The 21,819-nt window shown below is 53.7% G+C and carries 23 protein-coding genes and 1 other RNA gene; 11 read left to right on the plus strand and 13 right to left on the minus strand.

Going from position 1 to position 21,819, the window contains the following annotated elements:
* Positions 1-51: 51 nt before the first annotated feature.
* Both tyrA and aroF read right to left on the minus strand, forming a co-directional pair.
* Positions 52-1,173, minus strand: a complete 1,122-nt coding sequence (gene tyrA / locus BHE81_RS12890) for a bifunctional chorismate mutase/prephenate dehydrogenase (protein WP_002914113.1) — start codon at positions 1,171-1,173, stop codon at positions 52-54.
* A 9-nt stretch (positions 1,174-1,182) separates the two neighbouring features.
* Positions 1,183-2,253: a 3-deoxy-7-phosphoheptulonate synthase AroF gene (gene aroF, locus BHE81_RS12895; protein WP_002914114.1), complete on the minus strand. Its 1,071-nt coding sequence runs from the start codon at positions 2,251-2,253 to the stop codon at positions 1,183-1,185.
* Positions 2,254-2,595: 342 nt separating this feature from the next.
* Between aroF and BHE81_RS12900 the strand changes: the two genes are divergently transcribed.
* Genes BHE81_RS12900 through BHE81_RS12910 form a run of 3 tightly spaced genes read left to right on the plus strand, consistent with a single transcriptional unit; the run spans position 2,596 to position 4,817 of the window.
* The gene (locus tag BHE81_RS12900) at positions 2,596-3,105 is read left to right on the plus strand and encodes a YfiR family protein (RefSeq protein ID WP_004174804.1); all 510 of its coding nucleotides are present in this window, start codon (positions 2,596-2,598) and stop codon (positions 3,103-3,105) included.
* Positions 3,098-4,321 (plus strand): diguanylate cyclase DgcN, encoded by a 1,224-nt coding sequence (gene dgcN, locus BHE81_RS12905; RefSeq protein ID WP_004180950.1) that lies wholly within the window; start codon positions 3,098-3,100, stop codon positions 4,319-4,321. Before BHE81_RS12900 ends, dgcN begins: the two co-directional genes overlap by 8 nt.
* A 13-nt stretch (positions 4,322-4,334) precedes the next feature.
* On the plus strand, positions 4,335-4,817 hold the full coding sequence (locus BHE81_RS12910) for an OmpA family protein (RefSeq protein ID WP_004145671.1): 483 nt from the start codon (positions 4,335-4,337) through the stop codon (positions 4,815-4,817).
* Between the two features lie 8 nt (positions 4,818-4,825).
* Here the strand turns inward: BHE81_RS12910 and BHE81_RS12915 are convergent, their stop codons facing one another.
* From BHE81_RS12915 to ffh, 7 genes are all read right to left on the minus strand, one after another.
* The gene (locus tag BHE81_RS12915) at positions 4,826-6,196 is read right to left on the minus strand and encodes a PepSY-associated TM helix domain-containing protein (RefSeq protein WP_023342645.1); all 1,371 of its coding nucleotides are present in this window, start codon (positions 6,194-6,196) and stop codon (positions 4,826-4,828) included.
* A gap of 53 nt (positions 6,197-6,249) precedes the next feature.
* Positions 6,250-6,711 carry a DUF2946 domain-containing protein gene (locus tag BHE81_RS12920; protein ID WP_023342644.1) on the minus strand — a complete coding sequence of 154 codons (462 nt, stop codon included), beginning with the start codon at positions 6,709-6,711 and terminating at the stop codon, positions 6,250-6,252.
* 119 nt (positions 6,712-6,830) lie between these two features.
* On the minus strand, positions 6,831-7,178 hold the full coding sequence (gene rplS / locus BHE81_RS12925) for a 50S ribosomal protein L19 (protein WP_002914145.1): 348 nt from the start codon (positions 7,176-7,178) through the stop codon (positions 6,831-6,833).
* A 39-nt stretch (positions 7,179-7,217) separates the two neighbouring features.
* On the minus strand, positions 7,218-7,985 hold the full coding sequence (trmD, locus tag BHE81_RS12930) for a tRNA (guanosine(37)-N1)-methyltransferase TrmD (RefSeq protein WP_002914147.1): 768 nt from the start codon (positions 7,983-7,985) through the stop codon (positions 7,218-7,220).
* 31 nt (positions 7,986-8,016) lie between these two features.
* Positions 8,017-8,565 (minus strand): ribosome maturation factor RimM, encoded by a 549-nt coding sequence (rimM, locus tag BHE81_RS12935; protein ID WP_004150977.1) that lies wholly within the window; start codon positions 8,563-8,565, stop codon positions 8,017-8,019.
* 18 nt (positions 8,566-8,583) lie between these two features.
* Entirely contained in the window at positions 8,584-8,832 is a 249-nt protein-coding gene (gene rpsP / locus BHE81_RS12940) for a 30S ribosomal protein S16 (protein ID WP_002914149.1), read from the minus strand.
* Between the two features lie 259 nt (positions 8,833-9,091).
* The gene (gene ffh / locus BHE81_RS12945) at positions 9,092-10,456 is read right to left on the minus strand and encodes a signal recognition particle protein (protein ID WP_002914152.1); all 1,365 of its coding nucleotides are present in this window, start codon (positions 10,454-10,456) and stop codon (positions 9,092-9,094) included.
* A gap of 163 nt (positions 10,457-10,619) precedes the next feature.
* On the opposite strand from ffh, the gene BHE81_RS12950 reads away from it, so the two are divergent.
* Entirely contained in the window at positions 10,620-11,411 is a 792-nt protein-coding gene (locus tag BHE81_RS12950) for a cytochrome C assembly family protein (protein ID WP_002914153.1), read from the plus strand.
* Between the two features lie 19 nt (positions 11,412-11,430).
* Positions 11,431-12,717 (plus strand): HlyC/CorC family transporter, encoded by a 1,287-nt coding sequence (locus BHE81_RS12955; protein WP_004149392.1) that lies wholly within the window; start codon positions 11,431-11,433, stop codon positions 12,715-12,717.
* 119 nt (positions 12,718-12,836) lie between these two features.
* Here BHE81_RS12955 and grpE read toward each other — a convergent pair whose 3' ends face one another.
* A complete protein-coding gene (gene grpE, locus BHE81_RS12960; RefSeq protein ID WP_002914155.1) occupies positions 12,837-13,427 on the minus strand; it encodes a nucleotide exchange factor GrpE in 591 nt (196 codons plus the stop codon).
* A gap of 124 nt (positions 13,428-13,551) precedes the next feature.
* Here grpE and nadK point away from each other — a divergent pair, with 124 nt between their 5' ends.
* The 3 genes from nadK to bamE all read left to right on the plus strand — a co-directional run bounded on the left by nadK (position 13,552) and on the right by bamE (position 16,667).
* Positions 13,552-14,430, plus strand: a complete 879-nt coding sequence (gene nadK, locus BHE81_RS12965; protein WP_023342643.1) for an NAD(+) kinase — start codon at positions 13,552-13,554, stop codon at positions 14,428-14,430.
* Between the two features lie 86 nt (positions 14,431-14,516).
* Positions 14,517-16,178 carry a DNA repair protein RecN gene (recN, locus tag BHE81_RS12970; RefSeq protein ID WP_004890335.1) on the plus strand — a complete coding sequence of 554 codons (1,662 nt, stop codon included), beginning with the start codon at positions 14,517-14,519 and terminating at the stop codon, positions 16,176-16,178.
* 147 nt (positions 16,179-16,325) lie between these two features.
* Entirely contained in the window at positions 16,326-16,667 is a 342-nt protein-coding gene (gene bamE, locus BHE81_RS12975) for an outer membrane protein assembly factor BamE (RefSeq protein ID WP_002914160.1), read from the plus strand.
* A gap of 66 nt (positions 16,668-16,733) precedes the next feature.
* Here the strand turns inward: bamE and BHE81_RS12980 are convergent, their stop codons facing one another.
* Together BHE81_RS12980 and BHE81_RS12985 are read right to left on the minus strand one after the other, a co-directional pair.
* On the minus strand, positions 16,734-17,024 hold the full coding sequence (locus BHE81_RS12980) for an RnfH family protein (protein WP_023342642.1): 291 nt from the start codon (positions 17,022-17,024) through the stop codon (positions 16,734-16,736).
* Entirely contained in the window at positions 17,014-17,451 is a 438-nt protein-coding gene (locus tag BHE81_RS12985; RefSeq protein ID WP_004174798.1) for a type II toxin-antitoxin system RatA family toxin, read from the minus strand. The genes BHE81_RS12980 and BHE81_RS12985 overlap by 11 nt, the downstream gene beginning before the upstream one ends.
* A gap of 149 nt (positions 17,452-17,600) precedes the next feature.
* On the opposite strand from BHE81_RS12985, the gene smpB reads away from it, so the two are divergent.
* The 3 genes from smpB to BHE81_RS13005 all read left to right on the plus strand — a co-directional run bounded on the left by smpB (position 17,601) and on the right by BHE81_RS13005 (position 19,985).
* A complete protein-coding gene (smpB, locus tag BHE81_RS12990) occupies positions 17,601-18,083 on the plus strand; it encodes an SsrA-binding protein SmpB (protein ID WP_002914164.1) in 483 nt (160 codons plus the stop codon).
* A gap of 144 nt (positions 18,084-18,227) precedes the next feature.
* Positions 18,228-18,590, plus strand: a transfer-messenger RNA (tmRNA) gene (gene ssrA, locus BHE81_RS12995).
* A 165-nt stretch (positions 18,591-18,755) separates the two neighbouring features.
* A complete protein-coding gene (locus BHE81_RS13005; RefSeq protein WP_077948849.1) occupies positions 18,756-19,985 on the plus strand; it encodes an integrase domain-containing protein in 1,230 nt (409 codons plus the stop codon).
* Positions 19,986-20,066: 81 nt separating this feature from the next.
* Here the strand turns inward: BHE81_RS13005 and BHE81_RS13010 are convergent, their stop codons facing one another.
* Complete coding sequence (locus BHE81_RS13010; RefSeq protein WP_058661550.1) at positions 20,067-21,818, minus strand: UvrD-helicase domain-containing protein; 1,752 nt, start codon at positions 21,816-21,818, stop codon at positions 20,067-20,069.
* Position 21,819: the final 1 nt, after the last annotated feature.

Genomic DNA, 21,819 nt, shown 5'->3' on the forward strand with positions numbered 1-21,819 from the left:
CTATAAAAAAAGCCAGCGGTCGCTGGCTTTATTGTATACATCTTTTTCGCTTTACTGCCGATTATCGTTCGCCTGACGCAGCAGCGTGCGGCTCTCGCTCTGGAAACGCTGGGCGTAATCGCCAAACCAGTGTTCGACTTTACGGAAGCTGTCGATAAACGCCTGCTTATCGCCCTGCTCCAGCAGGCCGATCGCTTCGCCGAAACGCTGGTAGTAGCGCTTAATCAGCGCCAGGTTGTTTTCCGATGACATAATAATATCGGCGTACAGCTGCGGATCCTGGGCAAACAGACGGCCTACCATCGCCAGCTCCAGTCGGTAAATGGGTGACGAGAGCGCCAGCAGTTGCTCAAGACGTACATTCTCTTCCGCCAGGTGCAGGCCATAGGCGAAGGTGGCAAAGTGGCGCAGCGCCTGAATAAAGGCCATGTTCTGATCGTGCTCAACGGCGCTGATGCGGTGCAGCCGCGCGCCCCAAACCTGGATTTGTTCGAGGAACCACTGATAGGCCTCCGGCTGGCGGCCATCACAATAGACCACCACCTGCTTCGCCAGGCTGCCGCTGTCCGGACCGAACATCGGGTGCAGGCCAAGAACCGGGCCCTGATGCGCCGCCAGCATCGCCTGCAGCGGCTCCGCTTTCACCGAGGCAAGGTCAACCAGAATGCAATCCGCCGGAAGGGGCGGCAGCCTGCCGATCGTCTCCACGGTGGTGTGAATAGGTACGCTGACGATAACCATGCCGGCATCGGCGACGATATCCGCCGCCCGGGCCCAATCGTTTTTTTCCAGAATACGCACCTGGTAGCCGGACAGCGTTAACATCTTCTCAAACAGACGCCCCATCTGCCCACCGCCGCCGACGATGACCACCGGCCGCAGATTCGGCTGCAGGGTTTTGAAGCCTTTGTCGTTTTCGCTGGAATAGGATTCCCGCATCACGCGACGCAGAACGTCCTCGATCAGATCCGGTGGTACGCCGAGCGCAGCCGCCTCTTCACGTCGGGAGGCGAGCATCGCCGACTCGCGCTCCGGGACGTAAATCGGCAGGCCATACTGGCTCTTCACCTCGCCGACTTCGGCCACCAGCTCCAGACGCTTAGCCAGCAGGCTAAGCAACGCTTTATCCACTTCATCAATTTGATCGCGTAACGCGGTCAGTTCAGCAACCATACTTTCCTCTTAAACCAAACGGGCCGCCAGGTGGCCGCGGAGATCCTTATCCAGTTCACGCAGCAGCGCCTCGGTAGTCTCCCAGCTGATGCAGGCATCCGTCACCGAGACGCCGTATTTCATCGCCTCACGCGGCTGTTCAGAGGACTGATTGCCTTCGTGGATATTACTTTCGATCATCAGGCCGATAATGGAGCGGTTGCCATCTTTGATCTGCGCGACCACGGATTCAGCCACGGCCGGCTGGCGGCGGAAATCTTTATTGGAGTTCCCATGACTGCAATCTACCATCAGCGACGGCTTCAGTCCCGCCTGCGCCATCTCTTTTTCGCATTTCGCCACATCTTCCGGACCGTAGTTCGGCGCCTTGCCGCCACGGAGGATCACATGGCCGTTCGGATTACCCTGCGTTTGCAGCAGGCAGACCTGCCCGGCCTGGTTGATGCCGACGAAACGGTGCGGCATCGCCGCGGCGCGCATGGCGTTGATGGCCGTGGCCAGGCTACCGTCGGTACCGTTTTTAAAGCCGACCGGCATCGACAGGCCAGAGGCCATTTCGCGGTGCGTTTGTGATTCCGTGGTACGCGCGCCGATAGCGGACCAGCTGAACAGATCCCCGAGGTACTGCGGGCTGTTAGGATCCAGCGCTTCCGTCGCCAGCGGCAGTCCCATATTGACGAGCTCGACCAGCAGACGACGCGCAATCTTCAGGCCGCCTTCAACATCAAACGAACCATCCATGTGCGGATCGTTAATCAGCCCCTTCCAGCCGACGGTGGTACGGGGTTTTTCAAAATAGACGCGCATCACCAGGTAGAGGCTATCGCTGACCTCTGCGGCAAGGGCTTTAAACCGACGAGCATATTCAATCGCAGCTTCCGGATCGTGAATGGAGCAAGGACCACATACCACCAGCAGGCGCGGATCGCGACCGGCGATGATATCCGAAATGGTCTGACGGGCGTGCGCGATCTGCGCTTCCTGCTCGACGCTCAGCGGGAATTCCGCCTTCAGTTGCTCCGGGGTCATTAATACATGTTCGTCGGTAATATGTACGTTGTTCAGCGCGTCTTTTTGCATGATTGCGATCCTGTGTAGCTCGTTTGCGATTAGGGTTGCCTCAGAGGGCATGACGTAACGATACCACACAAAGTAAAGAATTCAATCCATATTCAGTAAATTTTAATTTACACCAGCGAATTAATTGCCACTCACAATGGCGCGATGCGTATAACAATATTTACACATAGGAAAAACAAGCCAAACTTGCGCACCCACGGTATCGGTACTACGAAAAATCCTGGTGAGAATTGTCCCAAAGCAAAGGGCGCATCTAATGACGGGTTTTATTAACAGTGGTATTCTTCGCCGGGCATCGGCAGCGGCTTTTCCCGCGCTATGGCGACTTTGACGGAAGCGTTAATGACAGTATTACACCGTCTTTTATTGACTGTATTTTTTCTCATCGCGGTATCTCCTGTTTTTGCTGCCGGACCTTCAGAACATGTTCGCGCTATTGTTTCCGGGATCGTGACCTACACCCGTTGGCCGTCATTAACAGGAGCGCCAAAGCTGTGCATTTTTGCCTCATCACGCTTCACCCATAGCCTGGCTCATGAAGATCCGGATGCATTACCCTATCAACCGGTGATAGTACGTAATCGTGAAGAAGCGTTAAAAACGACCTGCGATGGTTTTTATTTTGGCAGCGAATCGCCGACTGAACAGTCAGAACTCACTCGCCGCTATGGCCCGAGGCCGCTGTTACTCATCGCAGAACAAAATACGGATTGTTCAATTGGTAGCGCGTTTTGCCTGATCATCAATGACGACCGGGTCCGCTTCTCCGTTAATCTGGACGTTCTGACGCACAGCGGGGTTCGGGTTAACCCGGACGTCCTGATGCTTGCCCGGAAGAAACCACATGAATAAGGACTTTTCACAGACTCCGCGCCCGACTTTCAAACGCGCGCTCCGTCGCATTAGCGTGATAAGCGTGGTGATCTCCATGACGCTGGTCTGGCTGCTGCTGAGTACAGCCTCAATCTTCACGCTCAAGCAGTACGCGCAGAAAAATCTTGAGCTCACTGCCGCGACCATGGGGCGCAGCCTCGAAGCCGCCCTGGTATTTGGCGACAGCGCGGCGGCAGAGGAGACCCTCGCGTCGTTGGGCAAGCAAGGGCAGATCTCCCAGGCAATCGTGCTAAACGGCCAGATGCAGCACTTCGCCGCGTGGCGCCATGAACCGCTGGCCAATAAAGAGCAAGTGAGCGGGCTTATCAGTAAATGGCTGTTTCCGGAGCCCACGGTGCAGCCCATCTGGCACCAGGGCAAACAAATCGGCGAGCTGAGATTGACCGCGCTTGATGAACTGATTAGCCACTTTCTCGGTATCTCGATTCTGGTGCTGACCGGCAGCATTCTGCTCGCCTCGTTCATCGCCCTGCTGCTGACCCACTCCCTACACCGGGGGATCGTCGCCGCCCTGCAGAGCATCACTGAGGTCGTGCATGATATACGTGAAAACCGCCACTTCTCCCGGCGGGTGCCGGAGGAGCGTATCGAGGAGTTCCATCTTTTCGCCCAGGACTTTAACAGCCTGCTGGGGGAAATGGAGGACTGGCAGCGCCAGCTGCAGGCCAAAAACGCGCAGCTGTTGCGCAGTTCGTTACACGATCCGTTGACCGGCCTGGCTAACCGCGCCGCCTTTCGTAACGCGCTCGCCGAGCTGATGCAGAATGAAGTCGATCATCAAACCTCGGCATTGCTGTTTCTTGATGGCGATAATTTCAAACTGATTAACGACAACTGGGGGCATGCGGCGGGCGATAAAGTGCTGATGGAGGTCGCCAGCCGCCTGATGACTTTTGCCGGTAAACGCCATCTGGCGTGGCGTCTTGGCGGCGATGAGTTTGCCGTTCTGCTGCGCGAGGTGCGCTCGGAAGCAGAAGTGCAGGCCCTGTGCCAGGCGCTAACGGAAAAATTTCTTCCGCCATTCAACCTGCACAACGGTCATAGCGCCACGCTCTCGCTGAGCGTCGGTTATGCCCTGGCGTGGGAGCACGCCACCGCGGAATCACTGCAAGAACTTGCCGATCAGAATATGTATCGGATGAAAAACCAACGTATCCAGCAGACGCTGAAATAATAAAGGACTCATTATGATCAGAAAATATTTCGTCCCCGCCCTGATGGCGGCGGCGCTTTTGACAGGTTGCCAGGCTCCTCAGGGAAAATTTACCCCGGAGCAGGTGGCGGCGATGAAATCTTACGGCTTCACTGAAAGCAATGGCGATTGGTCCCTGGGCTTATCCGATAGCATCCTGTTTGACAAGAATGACTACCGACTACGTCCCGACAGCCGCCAGCAGATCACCACGATGGCCTCGCGGCTGGCGGCTACCGGGATCACCCATAGCCGCCTTGAAGGCCATACCGATAATTATGGTGAAGATAGCTACAATGAAGCCCTGTCGCTTAAGCGGGCCAACAGCGTGGCCGATGCCTGGGCGGAAGGCGCTCATGTCCCACGCAGTAATTTAGTCACCCGCGGCCTTGGCAAAAAATACCCGATCGCCAGCAACGACACGGCGGCCGGGCGCGCCGAAAACCGCCGGGTAACGGTGGTCATCAGCACGCCGTAAGTCTTCACTTAGTCGCTGGACTTCATCATCCTCATTGCCGTTGCCGCGCGCCAGCGCAGGTAGTCAACGGCAATGAACAGCAGCAGGCTGGCTCCCATTAACGGCATGGCCAATCCAAGGGCAAACGCCAGCCCAAGCACCAGGATTCGGGCAGGCCAGGCGAGCGACAGCCACGCCTGCAGCAGCGAATGCGCCGGATCCCAGGCCGCCTGAGGCGGACGGCGGATCCACCATAACCGGTACCCCACCCCGATGGTAACGCACAGCGCGCAGCCAAATCCCACCAGCAGCAGCTGATTCGCCAGACCAAAGAGGATCCCCATATGGAAATCGACGCCCCAGCGGGTGAGCTTCGCCATCAGCGGAAAGTCGGCAAAACGCGTGCGATCCACCACCTGCATCGTGGCGCCATCGATCGCCACCGCGTCCACCTGCGTCGGCCAGCGACGGTCGATCTCATTCACCGTCCAGGCGCGGTCGTCTGACACTGGCGGACGGATCTCCAGCCGGCTGGCGTTCAGCCCCGCCTGACGGGCCGCCGCCAGCGCCTGGTCAAACTGGGCCAGCTGCAGCGCCGGCTGATGCTGGGCCATGGCCATCGCATCCATATGATGTCCGGCGTGGGGATCGTGCGTCATCTGCATCTCGCCATGCAGCTGGGTATTGACCTGCGGCGTCAGCCAGCCGAACGCTGCCCGCATTTTGTCCACATTGCCGCCGGCCCATTGCGACCAGGTCAGGCCGGTGGCGGAGAAGAGCAGCATACCCACCAGTAAGCCCCAGCCCAGCGTCACGTGCAGCCGACGATGGTTCTGCAAGGCGTTATTCAGCCGCCGTTTTGGACGCGTCATCGCCCACAGGGCAATGCCTCCGAGCGCGGCCACCCACATCCAGGAGGCGGCCAGTTCGCTGTATAACCTCCCGCTGTCGCCCAGCAGCAGAGAGCGATGCGCATAATCAATCCACTGGCGCAGCGGCAGGATGCCGCTGGTGCCGTAGACCGTCATATCGCCCTTCACCCGCAGCGCGATCGGATCGACAAAAATAGCCCGGGATTCCGACTCTCCGAGACCCGGATCGGCAAACATAATGCGCGTGGTCTCGCCCAACGCAGACGCCGGACGCACCGCCAGCAGCCGCAGATTGCCCTGGGTCGCTTCTTCGGCCACCGCAATCTGGGCGCTGAGCGGCTGCGGAGTCCCGTCGGCAAGGCCATGCAGCGCGTCGTGATAGAGCCAGTTTTCCAGCTGCGGCGTCGCCACGTACAACGTACCGGTCAGGGCAGCGACAAAGATAAACGGTCCGATAAACAGACCAATATAGAAATGGAGGCGACGCAGCAGGTTCAGCCATGCCGCGCGCGAGGTGCAGGTTGTCATACTTTTCCTTTTTTAAAGCAAAAGAGGTCGTTGCGCGGTGCGCAGATTGATTTTTATTTAAGGGAAAAAGCAGACAACCGCGGCGGGGCGCGGGTTTCGGGGTAGAGCCAGGGAAAGTAGTGCCAGTGCTTTAATACCGGGCGAGAAACCGGCAGGCGAATGCGCCGCAGGAGCATGGCGACGAACAGCGCCAGCGCGAAAAGGAGCCCCGGGACATGGGCTAACAGCACGCAATAGCCACACGCTTCGGCATGGTCCAGCGGCATTTCGTGTCCGGTATGCGTAGCGCCGTCTGTGCTGTGCATCATTGCCATCTTGTGCCCGGGCATCTGCGCCATGCTCGCGGACGAGCTATCCATCATCATGGCGTGGTGCATGCCGGGCATGGCGCTCATGGGGTCTTTTTGCAGGGAGACGGAGATTAGCGGGGCCACCACGATCAGCAGGATCGCCAACAGCGCCAGCCAGGCGGCTCGCCGTTTAGGTGTCGTTTGCTGAAAACTGTTGCTGACCACCGCCCCTCCGTATAGAGGGCGTATTGTAAATGATTTACATCACGATGGTTACAACAAAGATAAAAAAAGGGCCGGCCCTGAGGCCAGCCCTTTTTGTCAGGATGTCGCGAAAGCGAATCTTAGTTAAGACGCTCTTTGATACGAGCAGACTTACCAGTGCGCTCACGCAGGTAGTACAGTTTAGCTTTACGTACAGCACCACGACGTTTAACAGCAATGCTGTCAACTACCGGAGAGTGAGTCTGGAAGACACGCTCAACGCCTTCGCCGTTGGAAATTTTGCGAACAGTGAATGCAGAGTGCAGACCGCGGTTACGAATAGCGATAACCACGCCCTCGAATGCCTGCAGACGTTTTTTGGAACCTTCAACAACCCATACTTTCACTTCCACGGTATCACCCGGACGGAAGGAAGGTACGTCCTGCTTCATCTGTTCTTGTTCAAGTTGCTTAATAATGTTGCTCATAATTTAATCTCTTATCCTGGGTAAACTGATATTGGGGGCTCACGCCTGCCCATCATGTTTATGCTGCTGTTGCGCGTGTTCAGTTTTGAACTCCGCCAGCAGCTTTGCTTGCTCTTCAGTCAGAGCCAGGTTTTCCAGAAGTTCAGGTCTTCTAAGCCAGGTGCGGCCCAGCGACTGCTTCAGACGCCAGCGACGTATCTCAGCATGGTTTCCCGACAGCAATACTGGCGGTACTTCCATCTCCTCTAACACTTCAGGACGGGTATAGTGGGGGCAATCCAGCAACCCATCAGCAAAGGAATCTTCCGTTGCCGATGCTTCATGGCCCAGTACTCCCGGAATGAACCGGGAAACGGAGTCAATCAGCGTCATTGCCGGTAACTCACCACCGCTGAGAACGTAATCGCCGATTGACCATTCTTCGTCAATTTCGGTTTGGATTACGCGCTCGTCTATCCCTTCGTAGCGACCGCACACCAGAATCAGTTTCTGATTCGTTGCCAGTTCGCTGACGCCCGCTTGATCAAGCTTGCGTCCCTGAGGTGACAGATAAATCACCTTCGCGCCTTCACCTGCCGCGGCTTTTGCTGCATGAATGGCATCCCGTAAGGGTTGCACCATCATTAGCATCCCCGGTCCGCCGCCGTAAGGACGATCGTCCACGGTACGGTGCCGGTCATGCGTGAAGTCGCGAGGACTCCAGCTTTCGATGCTCAGCAGGCCATTTTTTACTGCCCGGCCAGTTACCCCGTAATCGGTAATTGCGCGGAACATTTCAGGAAACAGGCTAATTATGCCAATCCACATAGCGCCGTCTTTTACCGTTTATCCGGAGAATTTAAAAACCAGGATCCCAATCTACTTCGATAGTACGCGTAGTGAGATCGACTTTCTTGATAACCTGCCCATCGAGGAACGGAACCAACCGCTCCTTGATACCAAATGCATCTTTCAGGTTTGCCTTGATGACGAGCACGTCATTCGACCCGGTTTCCATCATATCGATGACTTTACCGAGGCTATAGCCTTCCGTCGTAACTACCTGGCAGCCCATCAGGTCTTTCCAGTAGTAGTCACCCTCTTCCAGCTCCGGCAACTGCGATGAATCCACGATAATTTCGCAATTAGTCAGTAGATTCGCGGCATCACGATCGTCAACGCCTTTCAGCTTGATGATGATGTCCTGATTGTGGTGGCGCCAGCTTTCCAGCTCAACGACCTGCCACTGACCCGCCTTCTGGATTAACCAGGGCTGATAGTCAAAAATGCTTTCGGCGTCTTCGGTGGAGGAAAACACTCTGAGCCAACCACGGATACCGTAGGAAGAACCCATTTTCCCCAATACGATCGGATCAACAGGTGCTTGCGCGGTGTGTTGCTTGCTCATCATGACCACCGTGACAGATTAAGCTGCTTTGTTAGCGGCTTTGATCAGCGCGGCAACGCGATCGGAAACAGTAGCGCCCTGGCCAACCCAGTGAGCGATACGATCCAGATCCAGGCGAGTTTCTTCTTCCGCACCGTTAGCGATCGGGTTGAAGAAACCAACGCGCTCGATGAAGCGACCGTTGCGTGCATTACGGCTGTCGGTGACAACAACCTGGTAGAACGGACGCTTTTTAGCGCCGTGACGTGCTAAACGAATAGTTACCATAACATCCTCTTGTGTGAATAAAACAACCGGGCCCCATCGAGGAACGGAGCCCGGTGTCATATTAAAAGCCCGAAAATTTTACTGATTTCTGGGGAAAATGCAATCAGCAGTTGATAAGTCTGCTGTAAAAGGCCGTCGGCGGTGCAGCCAGTTTAGTACCAGCGTGTGCGCAACCACTGGAACGTACAGGTAGTACGTGAAGATGGCGAGCACACCCCGGCGCTAAAATGGCAAACAAGATAGCCTTATGCCCTTGTTTTTAACGACCCGGGAAGCCTGGCGGCATCATCCCTTTCATCCCGCGCATCATCTTCATCATGCCGCCTTTCGACTTCATCTTCTTCATCATGCGCTGCATGTCGTCGAACTGCTTGAGCAGACGGTTCACATCCTGCACCTGCATGCCGCAGCCGGCGGCGATACGGCGCTTACGCGAACCTTTGATGATTTCCGGCTTAGCGCGCTCTTTCAGGGTCATCGAGTTGATGATCGCTTCCATACGCACCAGCACTTTGTCGTCCATCTGCGCTTTCACGTTGTCCGGGATCTGCCCCATGCCCGGCAGCTTGCCCATCAGGCTGGCCATGCCGCCCATGTTTTTCATCTGGCGCAGCTGCTCAAGGAAGTCGGTGAGGTCGAAACCGTCGCCTTTCTTCAGCTTGGAGGCCAGCTTCTCGGCCTGCGCGCGGTCAACCTTGCTCTCGATATCTTCGATCAGCGACAGCACGTCGCCCATGCCGAGGATACGGGAAGCGACGCGGTCCGGATGGAACGGCTCCAGCGCTTCGGTTTTCTCGCCGACGCCGAGGAATTTAATCGGCTTGCCGGTAATATGGCGAATCGACAGCGCCGCGCCGCCGCGGGCGTCGCCGTCCACTTTGGTCAGCACCACGCCGGTCAGCGGCAGCGCTTCGTTAAAGGCCTTCGCGGTATTCGCCGCATCCTGACCGGTCATCGCATCGACGACGAACAGGGTTTCAACCGGGTTAATGGCGGCGTGGACGTGCTTGATTTCGTCCATCATCGCTTCGTCAACGTGCAGACGACCGGCGGTATCCACCAGCAGCACGTCGTAGAATTTGAGTTTCGCTTCTTTCAGCGCCGCGTTGACGATATCAACCGGCTTCTGCCCGACATCAGACGGGAAGAAATCGACGCCGACCTGCTCGGCCAGGGTTTCCAGCTGTTTGATCGCCGCCGGGCGGTAAACGTCCGCGGAAACGACCAGCACTTTCTTCTTGTGCTTCTCGCGCAGGAATTTCCCCAGCTTACCGACGCTGGTGGTTTTACCAGCACCTTGCAGGCCAGCCATCAGCACCACGGCCGGCGGCTGCGCGGCCAGGTCGAGCGTCTGGTTCTCTTCGCCCATCGCCGCCACCAGCTCGTTGCGGACGATTTTGACGAACTCCTGACCCGGGGTCAGGCTTTTATTGACTTCATGGCCGACCGCGCTCTCTTTGACGCGGCTGATGAAATCACGGACCACCGGAAGCGCAACGTCCGCTTCCAGCAGCGCCATGCGCACTTCGCGCAGGGTGTCTTTAATATTGTCTTCTGTAAGGCGTCCGCGGCCGCTAATGTTGCGCAGCGTACGCGACAAACGATCGGTTAAATTATCAAACATTGTCTCTCGCCTGAGGTGGAAACGGTCGGTCGCCGCAGCGACACACAAAACGAATGTGGCGGAGTATAACACGACATCAATCTGAATGTGCTGCAACGGTTGGAGCAGAGGCCTGCTAACGTTATACTGCTTCTCTTTCTTATTTAGCCAACAGCCGACACCTATGCCTGTTTTTGCTCTACTCGCCCTTGTCGCCTACTCCGTCAGCCTCGCGCTGATTATCCCCGGCTTGCTGCAAAAAAACAGCAGCTGGCGGCGAATGGCGATTTTATCTGCGACTATCGCCTTAATCTGCCATGCTTTTGCGCTGGAAGCACGGATATTCCCCGGCGGCGAGAGCGGGCAAAATCTCAGCTTACTGAACGTCGGGTCGCTGGTCAGCCTGATGATCTGTACGGTGATGACTATCGTGGCCTCGCGCAATCGCGGCTGGCTGCTGCTGCCTATCGTCTATGCCTTCGCGCTGATCAACCTGGCCTTCGCCACATTCGTGCCTAACGAATATATCACCCACCTGGAAACCACCCCGGGGATGCTGGTGCATATCGGCCTGTCGCTCTTCTCGTACGCCACGCTGATCATTGCCGCGCTGTATGCGTTGCAGCTGGCGTGGATCGACTACCAGCTCAAGAATAAAAAGCTGGCCTTCAGCAGCGAAATGCCGCCGCTGATGAGCATTGAGCGCAAAATGTTCCACATCACCCAGGTCGGCGTGGTGCTGCTGACCCTGACGCTGTGCAGCGGCCTGTTCTACATGCACAATCTGTTCAGCAGCGAAAATATCGATAAAGCGGTGCTGTCGATTATTGCGTGGTTCGTCTATATCGTCCTGCTGTGGGGGCACTATCATGAAGGGTGGCGCGGACGTCGTGTGGTCTGGTTCAGCGTCGCTGGCGCCGGTCTGCTGACGCTGGCCTATTTTGGTAGCCGCGTGCTGCAGCAGTTCGTGAGCTAAGTCTTTTAAGGAATCCTACGTGGAACATATCTCCACCACCACGCTGATCATAACGCTGATCGTCATGGTGATTATCTCTGCCTATTTCTCCGGTTCCGAAACCGGCATGATGACGCTGAACCGCTACCGGTTACGCCACATGGCGAAACAAGGCAACCGCCCCGCCAAGCGCGTGGAGAAGCTGCTGCGCAAGCCGGACCGCCTGATTAGCCTTGTGCTGATCGGCAATAACCTTGTCAACATTCTCGCCTCGGCGCTGGGCACCATCGTCGGCATGCGCCTGTACGGCGACGCCGGCGTCGCGATCGCCACCGGCGTACTTACCTTTGTGGTGCTGGTATTTGCCGAAGTGCTGCCGAAGACCATCGCCGCCCTCTATCCGGAAAAGGTTGCCTACCCCAGCAGCTTCCTGTTGGCGCCCCTGCAGGTGCTGATGATGCCGCTGGTGTGGCTGCTGAATACCATCACCCGCATATTGATGCGCATGATGGGCATCCGCACCGATACCGTCATCAGCAGCGCCCTGAGCAAAGATGAACTGCGCACGATTGTGAATGAATCCCGTTCACAAATCTCACGACGCAATCAGGATATGCTGCTGTCGGTGCTGGACCTGGAGAAGGTCAGCGTTAACGACATCATGGTGCCGCGCAATGAGATTGTCGGCATCGATATCAATGATGACTGGAAATCTATCGTCCGCCAGCTGACCCACTCCCCGCATGGCCGCATCGTGCTCTACCGCGATTCGCTGGACGATGCCATCAGCATGCTGCGCGTTCGCGAAGCCTACCGTCTGATGACGGAGAAGAAAGAGTTCACAAAAGAGATCATGCTGCGGGCGGCAGATGAGATCTACTTTGTGCCGGAAGGCACGCCGCTCAGCACCCAGCTGGTGAAATTTCAGCGCAATAAAAAGAAAGTCGGTCTGGTGGTCGATGAATACGGCGATATTCAGGGGCTGGTCACCGTCGAAGATATTCTTGAAGAGATTGTCGGCGACTTCACCACCTCCATGTCACCCACCCTGGCGGAGGAAGTGACCCCGCTTAACGACGGCACGGTGATTATCGACGGCAGCGCCAACGTTCGCGAAATCAACAAAGCGTTTAACTGGCACCTGCCGGAAGATGAAGCGCGAACCGTCAACGGTATTATCCTCGAAGCGCTGGAAGAGATCCCGGTCCCGGGCACCCGCGTGCGCATTGAGCAGTACGATATAGATATCCTCGACGTGCAGGACAACATGATCAAACAGGTGAAAGTGATGCCGGTGAAATCATTACGCGAGAGCGTCGCGGAGTAGCGCTAGCGAAGGAATTAATATCACGGTGGGCTGCGGCCCGCCGTTTTTTTATCTCGCGCCGGCAGCGATGACACAAAAAACGGCCGCCCGCAGGCAGCCGTTGAGCAAGGCAGCAAGCGTTATTTCGCTTTCGCTACCGTCACCATCGCGGCGCGAATAGTACGGCCGTTCAGGGTATAACCTTTCTGCATCACGGACAGCACGTTGCCCGCCGCCACATCTTCAGACTCGACCATCGCAATGGCCTGGTGGACGTTCGGATCCAGCGGAACGTTGGTGTCGGCGATCACTTCCACGCCGAACTTACGCACTACGTCCAGCATAGATTTCAGGGTCAGTTCGATCCCCTCCACCATCGGCGCCAGCTCCGGGTTAGCCTTGTCAGCCACTTCCAGCGCGCGGTCCAGGCTGTCGATTACCGGCAGCAGTTCATTGACGAATTTTTCCAGCGCGAATTTGTGCGCTTTCTCGATATCCTGCTCGGTACGACGACGCAGGTTATCTTCGTCGGCTTTGGCACGCAGCATCACTTCACGTTCACGTTTCTGCGCTTCAGCCAGCTGGGCTTCCAGATTCGCAATTTTTTCATCGCGCGGATCCACCTGCTCAGCCGAAACTTCAGGCTCTACCGCCTCAACGTCGTCGTGCTGCTCCGTGATAATTTCTTCCGGGGCTTGCCCCTCAGGCGTTTTCTGTTCTTTACTACTCATGAATTTCTCCGCGTTTTTTTCGCATTCATCTCGCTAACTTCGCTTATTATGGGGATCAGTTTCCGGGTTTCAAGGGAAGCGGACAGATTGTCACTATTTCATTTAACGCAAGGACATCCAGATCATGAAGAACCATTTCAAGTGTATCGGCATTGTGGGACATCCTCGTCACCCCACCGCCCTGACCACACATGAAATGCTCTGGCGCTGGCTGTGCAGCAAAGGGTATGAAGTGCTGGTTGAACAGCAGATCGCCCATGAACTTCAGCTCAGCAACGTGAAAACCGGCACGCTGGCGGAGATTGGCCAACAGGCCGACCTCGCGGTGGTGGTGGGCGGCGACGGCAATATGCTCGGCGCGGCGCGGACCCTGGCCCGTTACGACATTAACGTTATCGGCATTAACCGCGGCAACCTCGGCTTTCTCACCGACCTTGACCCGGACAACGCCCTGCAGCAGCTCGCCGACGTGCTGGAAGGCCACTACATCGCCGAGAAACGCTTTCTGCTGGAGGCCCAGGTGTGTCAGCAGGATTGCCAGAAACGTATCAGCACCGCCATCAACGAAGTGGTGCTGCACCCCGGCAAAGTGGCGCATATGATTGAGTTCGAAGTCTATATCGACGAAGTCTTTGCGTTCTCTCAGCGATCCGATGGCCTGATTATCTCCACTCCGACCGGCTCCACCGCCTACTCGCTGTCGGCTGGCGGCCCAATCCTTACGCCGTCGCTGGACGCCATCACCCTGGTGCCGATGTTCCCGCACACCCTTTCAGCGCGACCGCTGGTGATCAACGGCGACAGCAGCATCCGCCTGCGCTTCTCTCACCGCTGCAGCGATCTGGAGATCAGCTGCGACAGCCAGATTGCCCTGCCGATCCAGGATGGCGAAGATGTCCTCATTCGCCGCTGTGATTATCACCTCAATCTGATTCACCCTAAAGATTACAGCTATTTCAATACATTAAGCACCAAGCTCGGCTGGTCGAAAAAATTGTTCTGATTTTCACGGCTGCCTCTTTACTGGATAAAAAACCAGTCTATACTGTACGAAAACACAGTATTGGTTTTTCATACAGGAAGGCAGCTATGTTGGCGCAACTCACCATCAGTAATTTTGCTATCGTTCGTGAACTGGAAATTGATTTCCACAGCGGCATGACCGCCATCACCGGGGAAACCGGCGCCGGGAAATCCATTGCCATCGACGCGCTGGGGCTATGCCTCGGCGGCAGAGCGGAAGCCGACATGGTGCGTCGCGGCGCCACCCGTGCCGACCTGTGCGCGCGCTTCGCGCTGAAAGATACCCCGGCTGCCCAGCGCTGGCTGGAAGAGAATCAGCTGGAGAGCGGGCGTGAGTGTTTGCTTCGCCGGGTGATCAGCGCCGACGGCCGCTCGCGCGGCTTCATCAACGGCACCGCCGTCCCGCTCTCGCAGCTGCGCGAGCTGGGCCAGCTGCTGATCCAGATCCACGGCCAGCATGCCCACCAGCTGCTGACCAAACCCGAACACCAAAAAACGCTGCTCGACGGCTATACCGGTGAGTATGCGCTTACTCAGTGTATGGCCGAGCACTATCGCCAGTGGCACCAGAGCTGCCGCGAGTTGGCCCAGCATCAGCAGCAGAGCCAGGAGCGCGCCGCCCGCGCCGATCTGCTGCAGTATCAGCTTAAAGAGCTGAACGAATTTAACCCGCTGCCGGGAGAATTCGAGCAGATTGACGAAGAGTACAAGCGCCTGGCCAACAGCGGCCAGCTGCTCAGCACCTGTCAGCACGCCCTTACGGTACTGGCGGACGGCGAAGAGGCCAATCTGCAGAGCCAGCTTTATACCGCGAAGCAGCTGGTCAGCGAGCTGGTGGGCATGGACAGCAAGCTTTCCGGCGTCCTGGATATGCTGGAAGAGGCGGCCATTCAGCTCAGCGAGGCCAGCGACGAGTTGCGCCACTACCATGACCGTCTGGATCTCGATCCGAACCGTCTGTTTGAACTTGAGCAACGGATTTCCCGACAAATCGCGCTGGCGCGTAAACATCAGGTGATGCCGGAAGAGCTGCCGGCGGTTTATCAGGCGATGCTGGAAGAGCAGCGCCTGCTGGACGACAGCGCCGGCTCGCTGGAATCCCTCAGCCAGCAGGTGGTCGAACATCATCAGCTGGCGCTGGAGACCGCACGCCAGCTGCATGCCCTGCGCCAGGCCAGCGCCGACGAGCTGACCCAGCTTATCACTGAAAGTATGCACTCACTTTCGATGCCGCACGGGGTCTTCGCGATTGAGGTCGCGTTCGATGAACGCCATCTCACCGCCGACGGCGCCGACCATATTGAGTTCCGCGTCACCACTAACCCCGGTCAGCCGCTGCAGCCAATCGCCAAAGTGGCCTCCGGCGGCGAACTGTCGCGCATTGCGCTGGCGATTCAGGTGATCACCGCGCGTAAAATGGAAACCCCGGCGCTCATCTTCGACGAAGTGGACGTCGGCATCAGCGGCCCGACCGCCGCCGTGGTCGGCAAGCTGCTGCGCCAGCTGGGCGAGTCCACGCAGGTGATGTGCGTGACCCACCTGCCGCAGGTCGCAGGCTGCGGCCACCATCATTTCTTTGTCTGCAAAGAGACCGATGGCGAGATGACCGAAACCCATATGCAGCCGCTGGATAAACGTGCTCGCTTGCAGGAGCTGGCCCGTCTGCTGGGCGGCAGCGAAGTCACGCGCAACACCCTGGCGAACGCGAAAGAGTTGCTTGCGGCGTAAACTTTTTGATTTTCACAGGGTCATAGTGAACAGCAAATTGCCTGCTGACCTGCAGCCGGAGGTTTCCAACGGCGCGAAGGTCTATTATTATCGGCATATTACAGATGAGCCACGTACTGCTCGGGCCCAAAAAGGAATCAAATCACTATGCGCTGTAAAACGCTGACTGCTGCCGCAGCGGTTCTTCTTATGTTGACCGCAGGCTGTTCCACTCTGGAACGAGTGGTTTACCGTCCTGACATCAACCAGGGTAACTATCTGGCACCAAACGATGTAGCAAAAATTCGTGTCGGTATGACGCAACAGCAGGTAGCTTATGCTCTGGGGACGCCAATGATGACGGATCCGTTCGGCACCAATACCTGGTTCTATGTCTTCCGTCAGGAGCCGGGCCACCAGAAAGTGACTCAGCAGACCCTGACCCTGACCTTCAACAGCGGCGGTGTGTTGACTAACATTGATAACAAGCCTGCGCTGACCAGTCAGTAAGGCCCGGAAAAGCAAAAAGCGCTCGGTGAGCGCTTTTTTTATGGCTGATAGCCGGTCTGCTGCAGGTTACTTTGCGGCGCTTTTCTCTGCCCGCTGGCGACGCAGCTCTTTCGGGTCTGCGATCAGCGGTCGATAGATTTCGACCCGGTCGCCGTCGTGAACTTCGTCATGCAGCTTTACCGGACGACTGTAGATACCCACCTTGTTTTTCGCCAGATCGATGTCATCACGCAGCGCCAGCAGACCGCTGGCGATAATCGCCTGCTCGACCGTCGCCCCCTCGTCCAGGGTGACCCGCTGCAGATACTGCTTTTCAGGCAGCGCGTAGGCGACTTCAACACGAATATTAGCCGGCACTGTAAACCTCTTTGGCGCGCGAAGTGAACGCCTGCACCATGTTAGCGGCCAGCTCTTTGAAGATCCGGCCAAAAGCCATCTCAATCAGTTTATTGGTAAACTCGAAATCGAGATGGAATTCTATTTTGCAGGCCTCGGGGCTCAGCGGAATAAACTTCCAGCCGCCAATCAGCTTCTTGAACGGGCCATCCACCAGGCTCATCAAAATGCTCTGGTTGCTGGTCAGTGTATTGCGTGTGGTGAAGGTCTTACTGATGCCGGCTTTGGACACATCAACCGCCGCCGTCATTTGCGTCGGCCCCAATTCCAGCACGCGGCTACCGGTGCAGCCTGGCAGAAAATCAGGATAGGACTTCACATCGTTTACCAGTTGATACATCTGTTCCGCGCTGAAAGGCACCAGCGCAGTACGGCTAATCTGAGGCATAGCAGGTTCCACATTTAAACACAGTGCAAATAATATCATTTATCTGCTGCTAAAAAAAACGCTGTGCCGCAACTCGTGCTAAGATGCGCAGTACACCTCGCAGGATGCGATCGAGGTAACTGTGTATAAGACGATGACTTCAGGACATTATGACTAAGAAAAAAGCCCACAAACCTGGATCAGCCACCATTGCGCTGAATAAACGCGCCCGTCACGAATACTTTATCGAAGATGAATACGAGGCTGGTCTCGCCCTGCAGGGCTGGGAGGTCAAATCCCTGCGTGCAGGCAAAGCCAACATCGGCGATAGCTATGTCATCCTGAAGGATGGCGAGGCCTTCCTGTTCGGCGCCAACTTTACGCCCATGGCCGTGGCTTCCACCCACTATGTCTGCGACCCGACGCGCACCCGTAAGCTGCTGCTCAACCAGCGCGAACTCGACACGCTGTACGGCCGCATTAACCGCGAAGGTTACACCGTCGTCGCCCTGTCGCTGTACTGGAAGAACGCCTGGTGCAAAGTGAAAATCGGCGTCGCCAAAGGTAAGAAACAGCACGACAAGCGTACCGACCTGAAAGATCGTGAATGGGCGCTGGATAAGGCGCGTATTATGAAGCACGCCGGACGTTAATTTCCCCTCCCCGAGGGCCAGCTCTCGCTGGCCCTTACGCTATATCCTTGTTGATGCTGCTTTTTCGTCCACCCTGCTGAAATAATCCTGCGTGATGGGGCTGGTAACGACATTCACAAATCTGTTATACTTAACCTACACATTGGGGCTGATTCTGGATTCGACGGGATTTGCGAAACCCAAGGTGCATGCCGAGGGGCGGTTGGCCTCGTAAAAAGCCGCAAAAAATAGTCGCAAACGACGAAAACTACGCTTTAGCAGCTTAATAACCTGCTCTGAGCCCTCTCTCCCTAGCTTCCGCTCTTAAGACGGGGATCAAAGAGAGGTCAAACCCAAAAGAGATCGCGTGGATGCCCTGCCTGGGGTTGAAGCGTTAAATCTAATCAGGCTAGTTTGTTAGTGGCGTGTCTGTCCGCAGCTGGCAAGCGAATGTAAAGACTGACTAAGCATGTAGTGCCGAGGATGTAGGAATTTCGGACGCGGGTTCAACTCCCGCCAGCTCCACCAAATATTGATGTACTGAAGTTCAGTAAAGTCTACTAAGCCCGCACAGCACAAGCTCTGCGGGCTTTTTTACGTCTATTGTAGTCTAGCGAGAATTGCTGAGAACTACGAGTTATGGCACCCTGAATGGGACCCACTAAGAAGGGTCCAAAAACCGAGGGTCCCAAAATGGCAAAAATCGCTAAGAAGCTCACTGACACTGAAATCAAAAGCACCAAGCCAGCCGACAAAGAAATCAACTTGTTTGACGGTGATGGTTTGATCCTGCGAATCGCTCCTCTCGCAAAAGGAGGGAAGAAGAATTGGTATTTCAGATATGCGGTGCCAGTGAGTAAGAAAAGAACCAAAATGAGCCTTGGGACCTACCCTCACCTCACTCTGGCAAGAGCAAGAGCCTTGCGAGATGAATACCTTTCCTTGCTTGCCAATCGCATTGATCCTCAAGTCCATAACAACAATAAAGCTAATGCCTTAAAGAATGCTACTGAACACACTCTCCAAACCGTGGCAAGGAAATGGTTAGATGAGAAGGTAAAGACCTCAGGTATCTCACAAGACCATGCAGAAGACATCTGGCGAAGCCTGGAGAGAAATATCTTTCCCGGCTTGGGTAATGTTCCTATCAATGAGATCCGCCCCAAACTCTTAAAGCAACATCTCGATCCTATTGAGCAAAGAGGAGTCCTCGAAACTTTACGGCGAATCATTTCCCGATTAAATGAAATTTTTCGTTATGCTGCAACTGAGGAACTTATCGAGTTCAATCCTGCTGATAACCTTGGGCAACGGTTCAGTAAGCCGAAGAAACAGAACATGCCAGCATTACCCCCTTCCGAACTCCCCCGCTTCCTGGTTGCTCTAAACAATGCTTCTATCCGTTTAGAAACAAGGCTACTGATTGAGTGGCAACTTCTCACATGGGTTCGCCCTGGTGAAGCTGTTCGCACAAGATGGTCAGATATTGATATAGAAACCGGCATGTGGAACATACCATCCGATTTTATGAAAATGAAGAAGCCACATAAGGTCCCATTAAGTAAAGAAGCTTTGCGAATATTGGATTCAATGAAAGCCATCAGTGGGCACAGAGAGTGGGTTTTCCCCAGTATCAAAGCTCCACTCAATCATATGCATGAACAAACAGCGAATGCGGCCATAATCCGTATGGGCTTTGGTGGAGAGCTTGTAGCCCATGGAATGAGATCTATTGCACGAACGGCCGCAGAGGAGTCGGGTAAGTTCAGGACAGATGTCTTAGAAGCGGCCCTTGCTCACTCGAAGAAAGATGAAATAATTGCCGCATATAATCGCGCAGATTATCTCGCAGAACGAGTGGTTCTCATGCAATGGTGGAGCGGCTATGTGCAAGCTCAAAGGTTAAAAGCTTATGCTGCCTAAACAATTGACAAAGCAGAAAAGAAAATAAGTACTATATTTCCCCGTAGCAATAATACCAAAGTTATTGCTACCAAAGGGTACTTAAAGCTGTGGAGTGACCTGATATGGATAACCTTTTTGTGTCTTATGACCGCTTTCAGATATCAAATATAAATGTTTTTTTGCACGAGACCCTATGACATATAAGAGCCTGCGAGCCACATAATTTTGATGTGCAGGGCTACAATCTATAATGTCATTCCAATTTGGTATTTTTCCATTTAATAGCCCGGTGCAAATAATGACATCGTACTCATCTCCTTTTGTCGAATGACAAGTCGTAATTTTAACTCCGCTTTTAAAATTAAAAAAAGAATGAAGATCATTTGCCCTATAGTTCATACTATATTTAGCCATTCGTTTTTTAGTAGCATCTATCAAGCAGATCATTTCTTTATAAGCATAGCTTTGATTATTAACATCCAATCCTAATGAACTACAGAAGTTAGTTATAAGATTTTTTATCCAAATATCTATTTCACAATTATAATCCAATGCAAATTCTATTTTATTTATTTCTTTTATGATTTGCTTTGGAGATAAGAATTTTGTATATGACTCTAAATCATTTAATTCTTTGAGTAAATCTCGCAAAAGTTTTTGCCTAACAAGATAATTAGATGGATTCTTTTCAATTAAAGCAAGCTTTACAAGATTGAGCCACAAGTTTTCATTATTTTTAGGTATGGGAGAAACCATGATACCATCGATATCCAGATCAGAATTTAGTGATATAATTTCATTGGATAATTTTATTACATCAAACCAACTTGGGCATAGAACAGCAATTTCACCAGGAGAAATACCTTGTTCTAAGTGAGTTCTTATTATTCCTGAAACATAAACAGACAACTGGGTGATATCAACACTATTTTCCTTGAGTATCACAGAAGGAAATGTCTTCAGTTCTGACAATGAATTAATATAATAGGCATCATCTTTATATTTGCTATAAAAATCTATGATCGATTGACTACTACGGAAACAACCGGTTAACCTCATTTCTTCTAATTCTTCAAGGTTGAAGTAATCGAACAACTCTTCTCTATTTTTAACAACCGCTCCCAATCCAGTATATATTGCTTGTTCTTTATCACCAATAAAAGTAACCAAGGAATTTCTTTTACTTACTATCAGCCTTAGTATTTCATATTGAATATGAGAGGTATCTTGATATTCATCGACTAAAATATATCGCATAATTAAAGATAGTCTTTCACATAGCACATCATTCTTCAATAATAAATTGCACGTTAAATTCAAAATCAAATCAAAATCGATTAATCGATTCTCATACAAATAGGAGTGATAGGCTTTTACCACTGAATATTCAGCAGTATTTCGAGAATATACCGGAGTAAAACTTAAGTCTAAAAGCGTATCTATTTTATCGTAAGGAGATAAGTTATAACGTTCTCTCAGATCATTTAATATAAATTCTTTTTCATACTCATCAATTACATTAAAACCTTTGCTGAGCCTTGGAATTCTATCAATGTTAGGCTTTATAATCCAATTTAAACAAAAACTATGTATTGTTCCAATCCACAATGAATCGCTATTTATACCATATGAAATAATTCTTTCGAGAATAGTATCTGCTGCAACATTAGTGTATGTCAATGCCACAATTTTTTTCTTACCTATATCAAACAACTCCTTATTTTCAAGTATAAAACAAAGTTTGGAAACCAATGTTTTTGTTTTTCCTGAACCTGGACAAGCTGTAAGTAATAGATTGCCATCAAATTTTACAGCATCTAGTTGTTCAGATGTCAAATTTCTATATGGCATA

This window comes from Klebsiella sp. AqSCr, assembly GCF_008452795.1.
Lineage (GTDB): Bacteria > Pseudomonadota > Gammaproteobacteria > Enterobacterales > Enterobacteriaceae > Klebsiella > Klebsiella pneumoniae.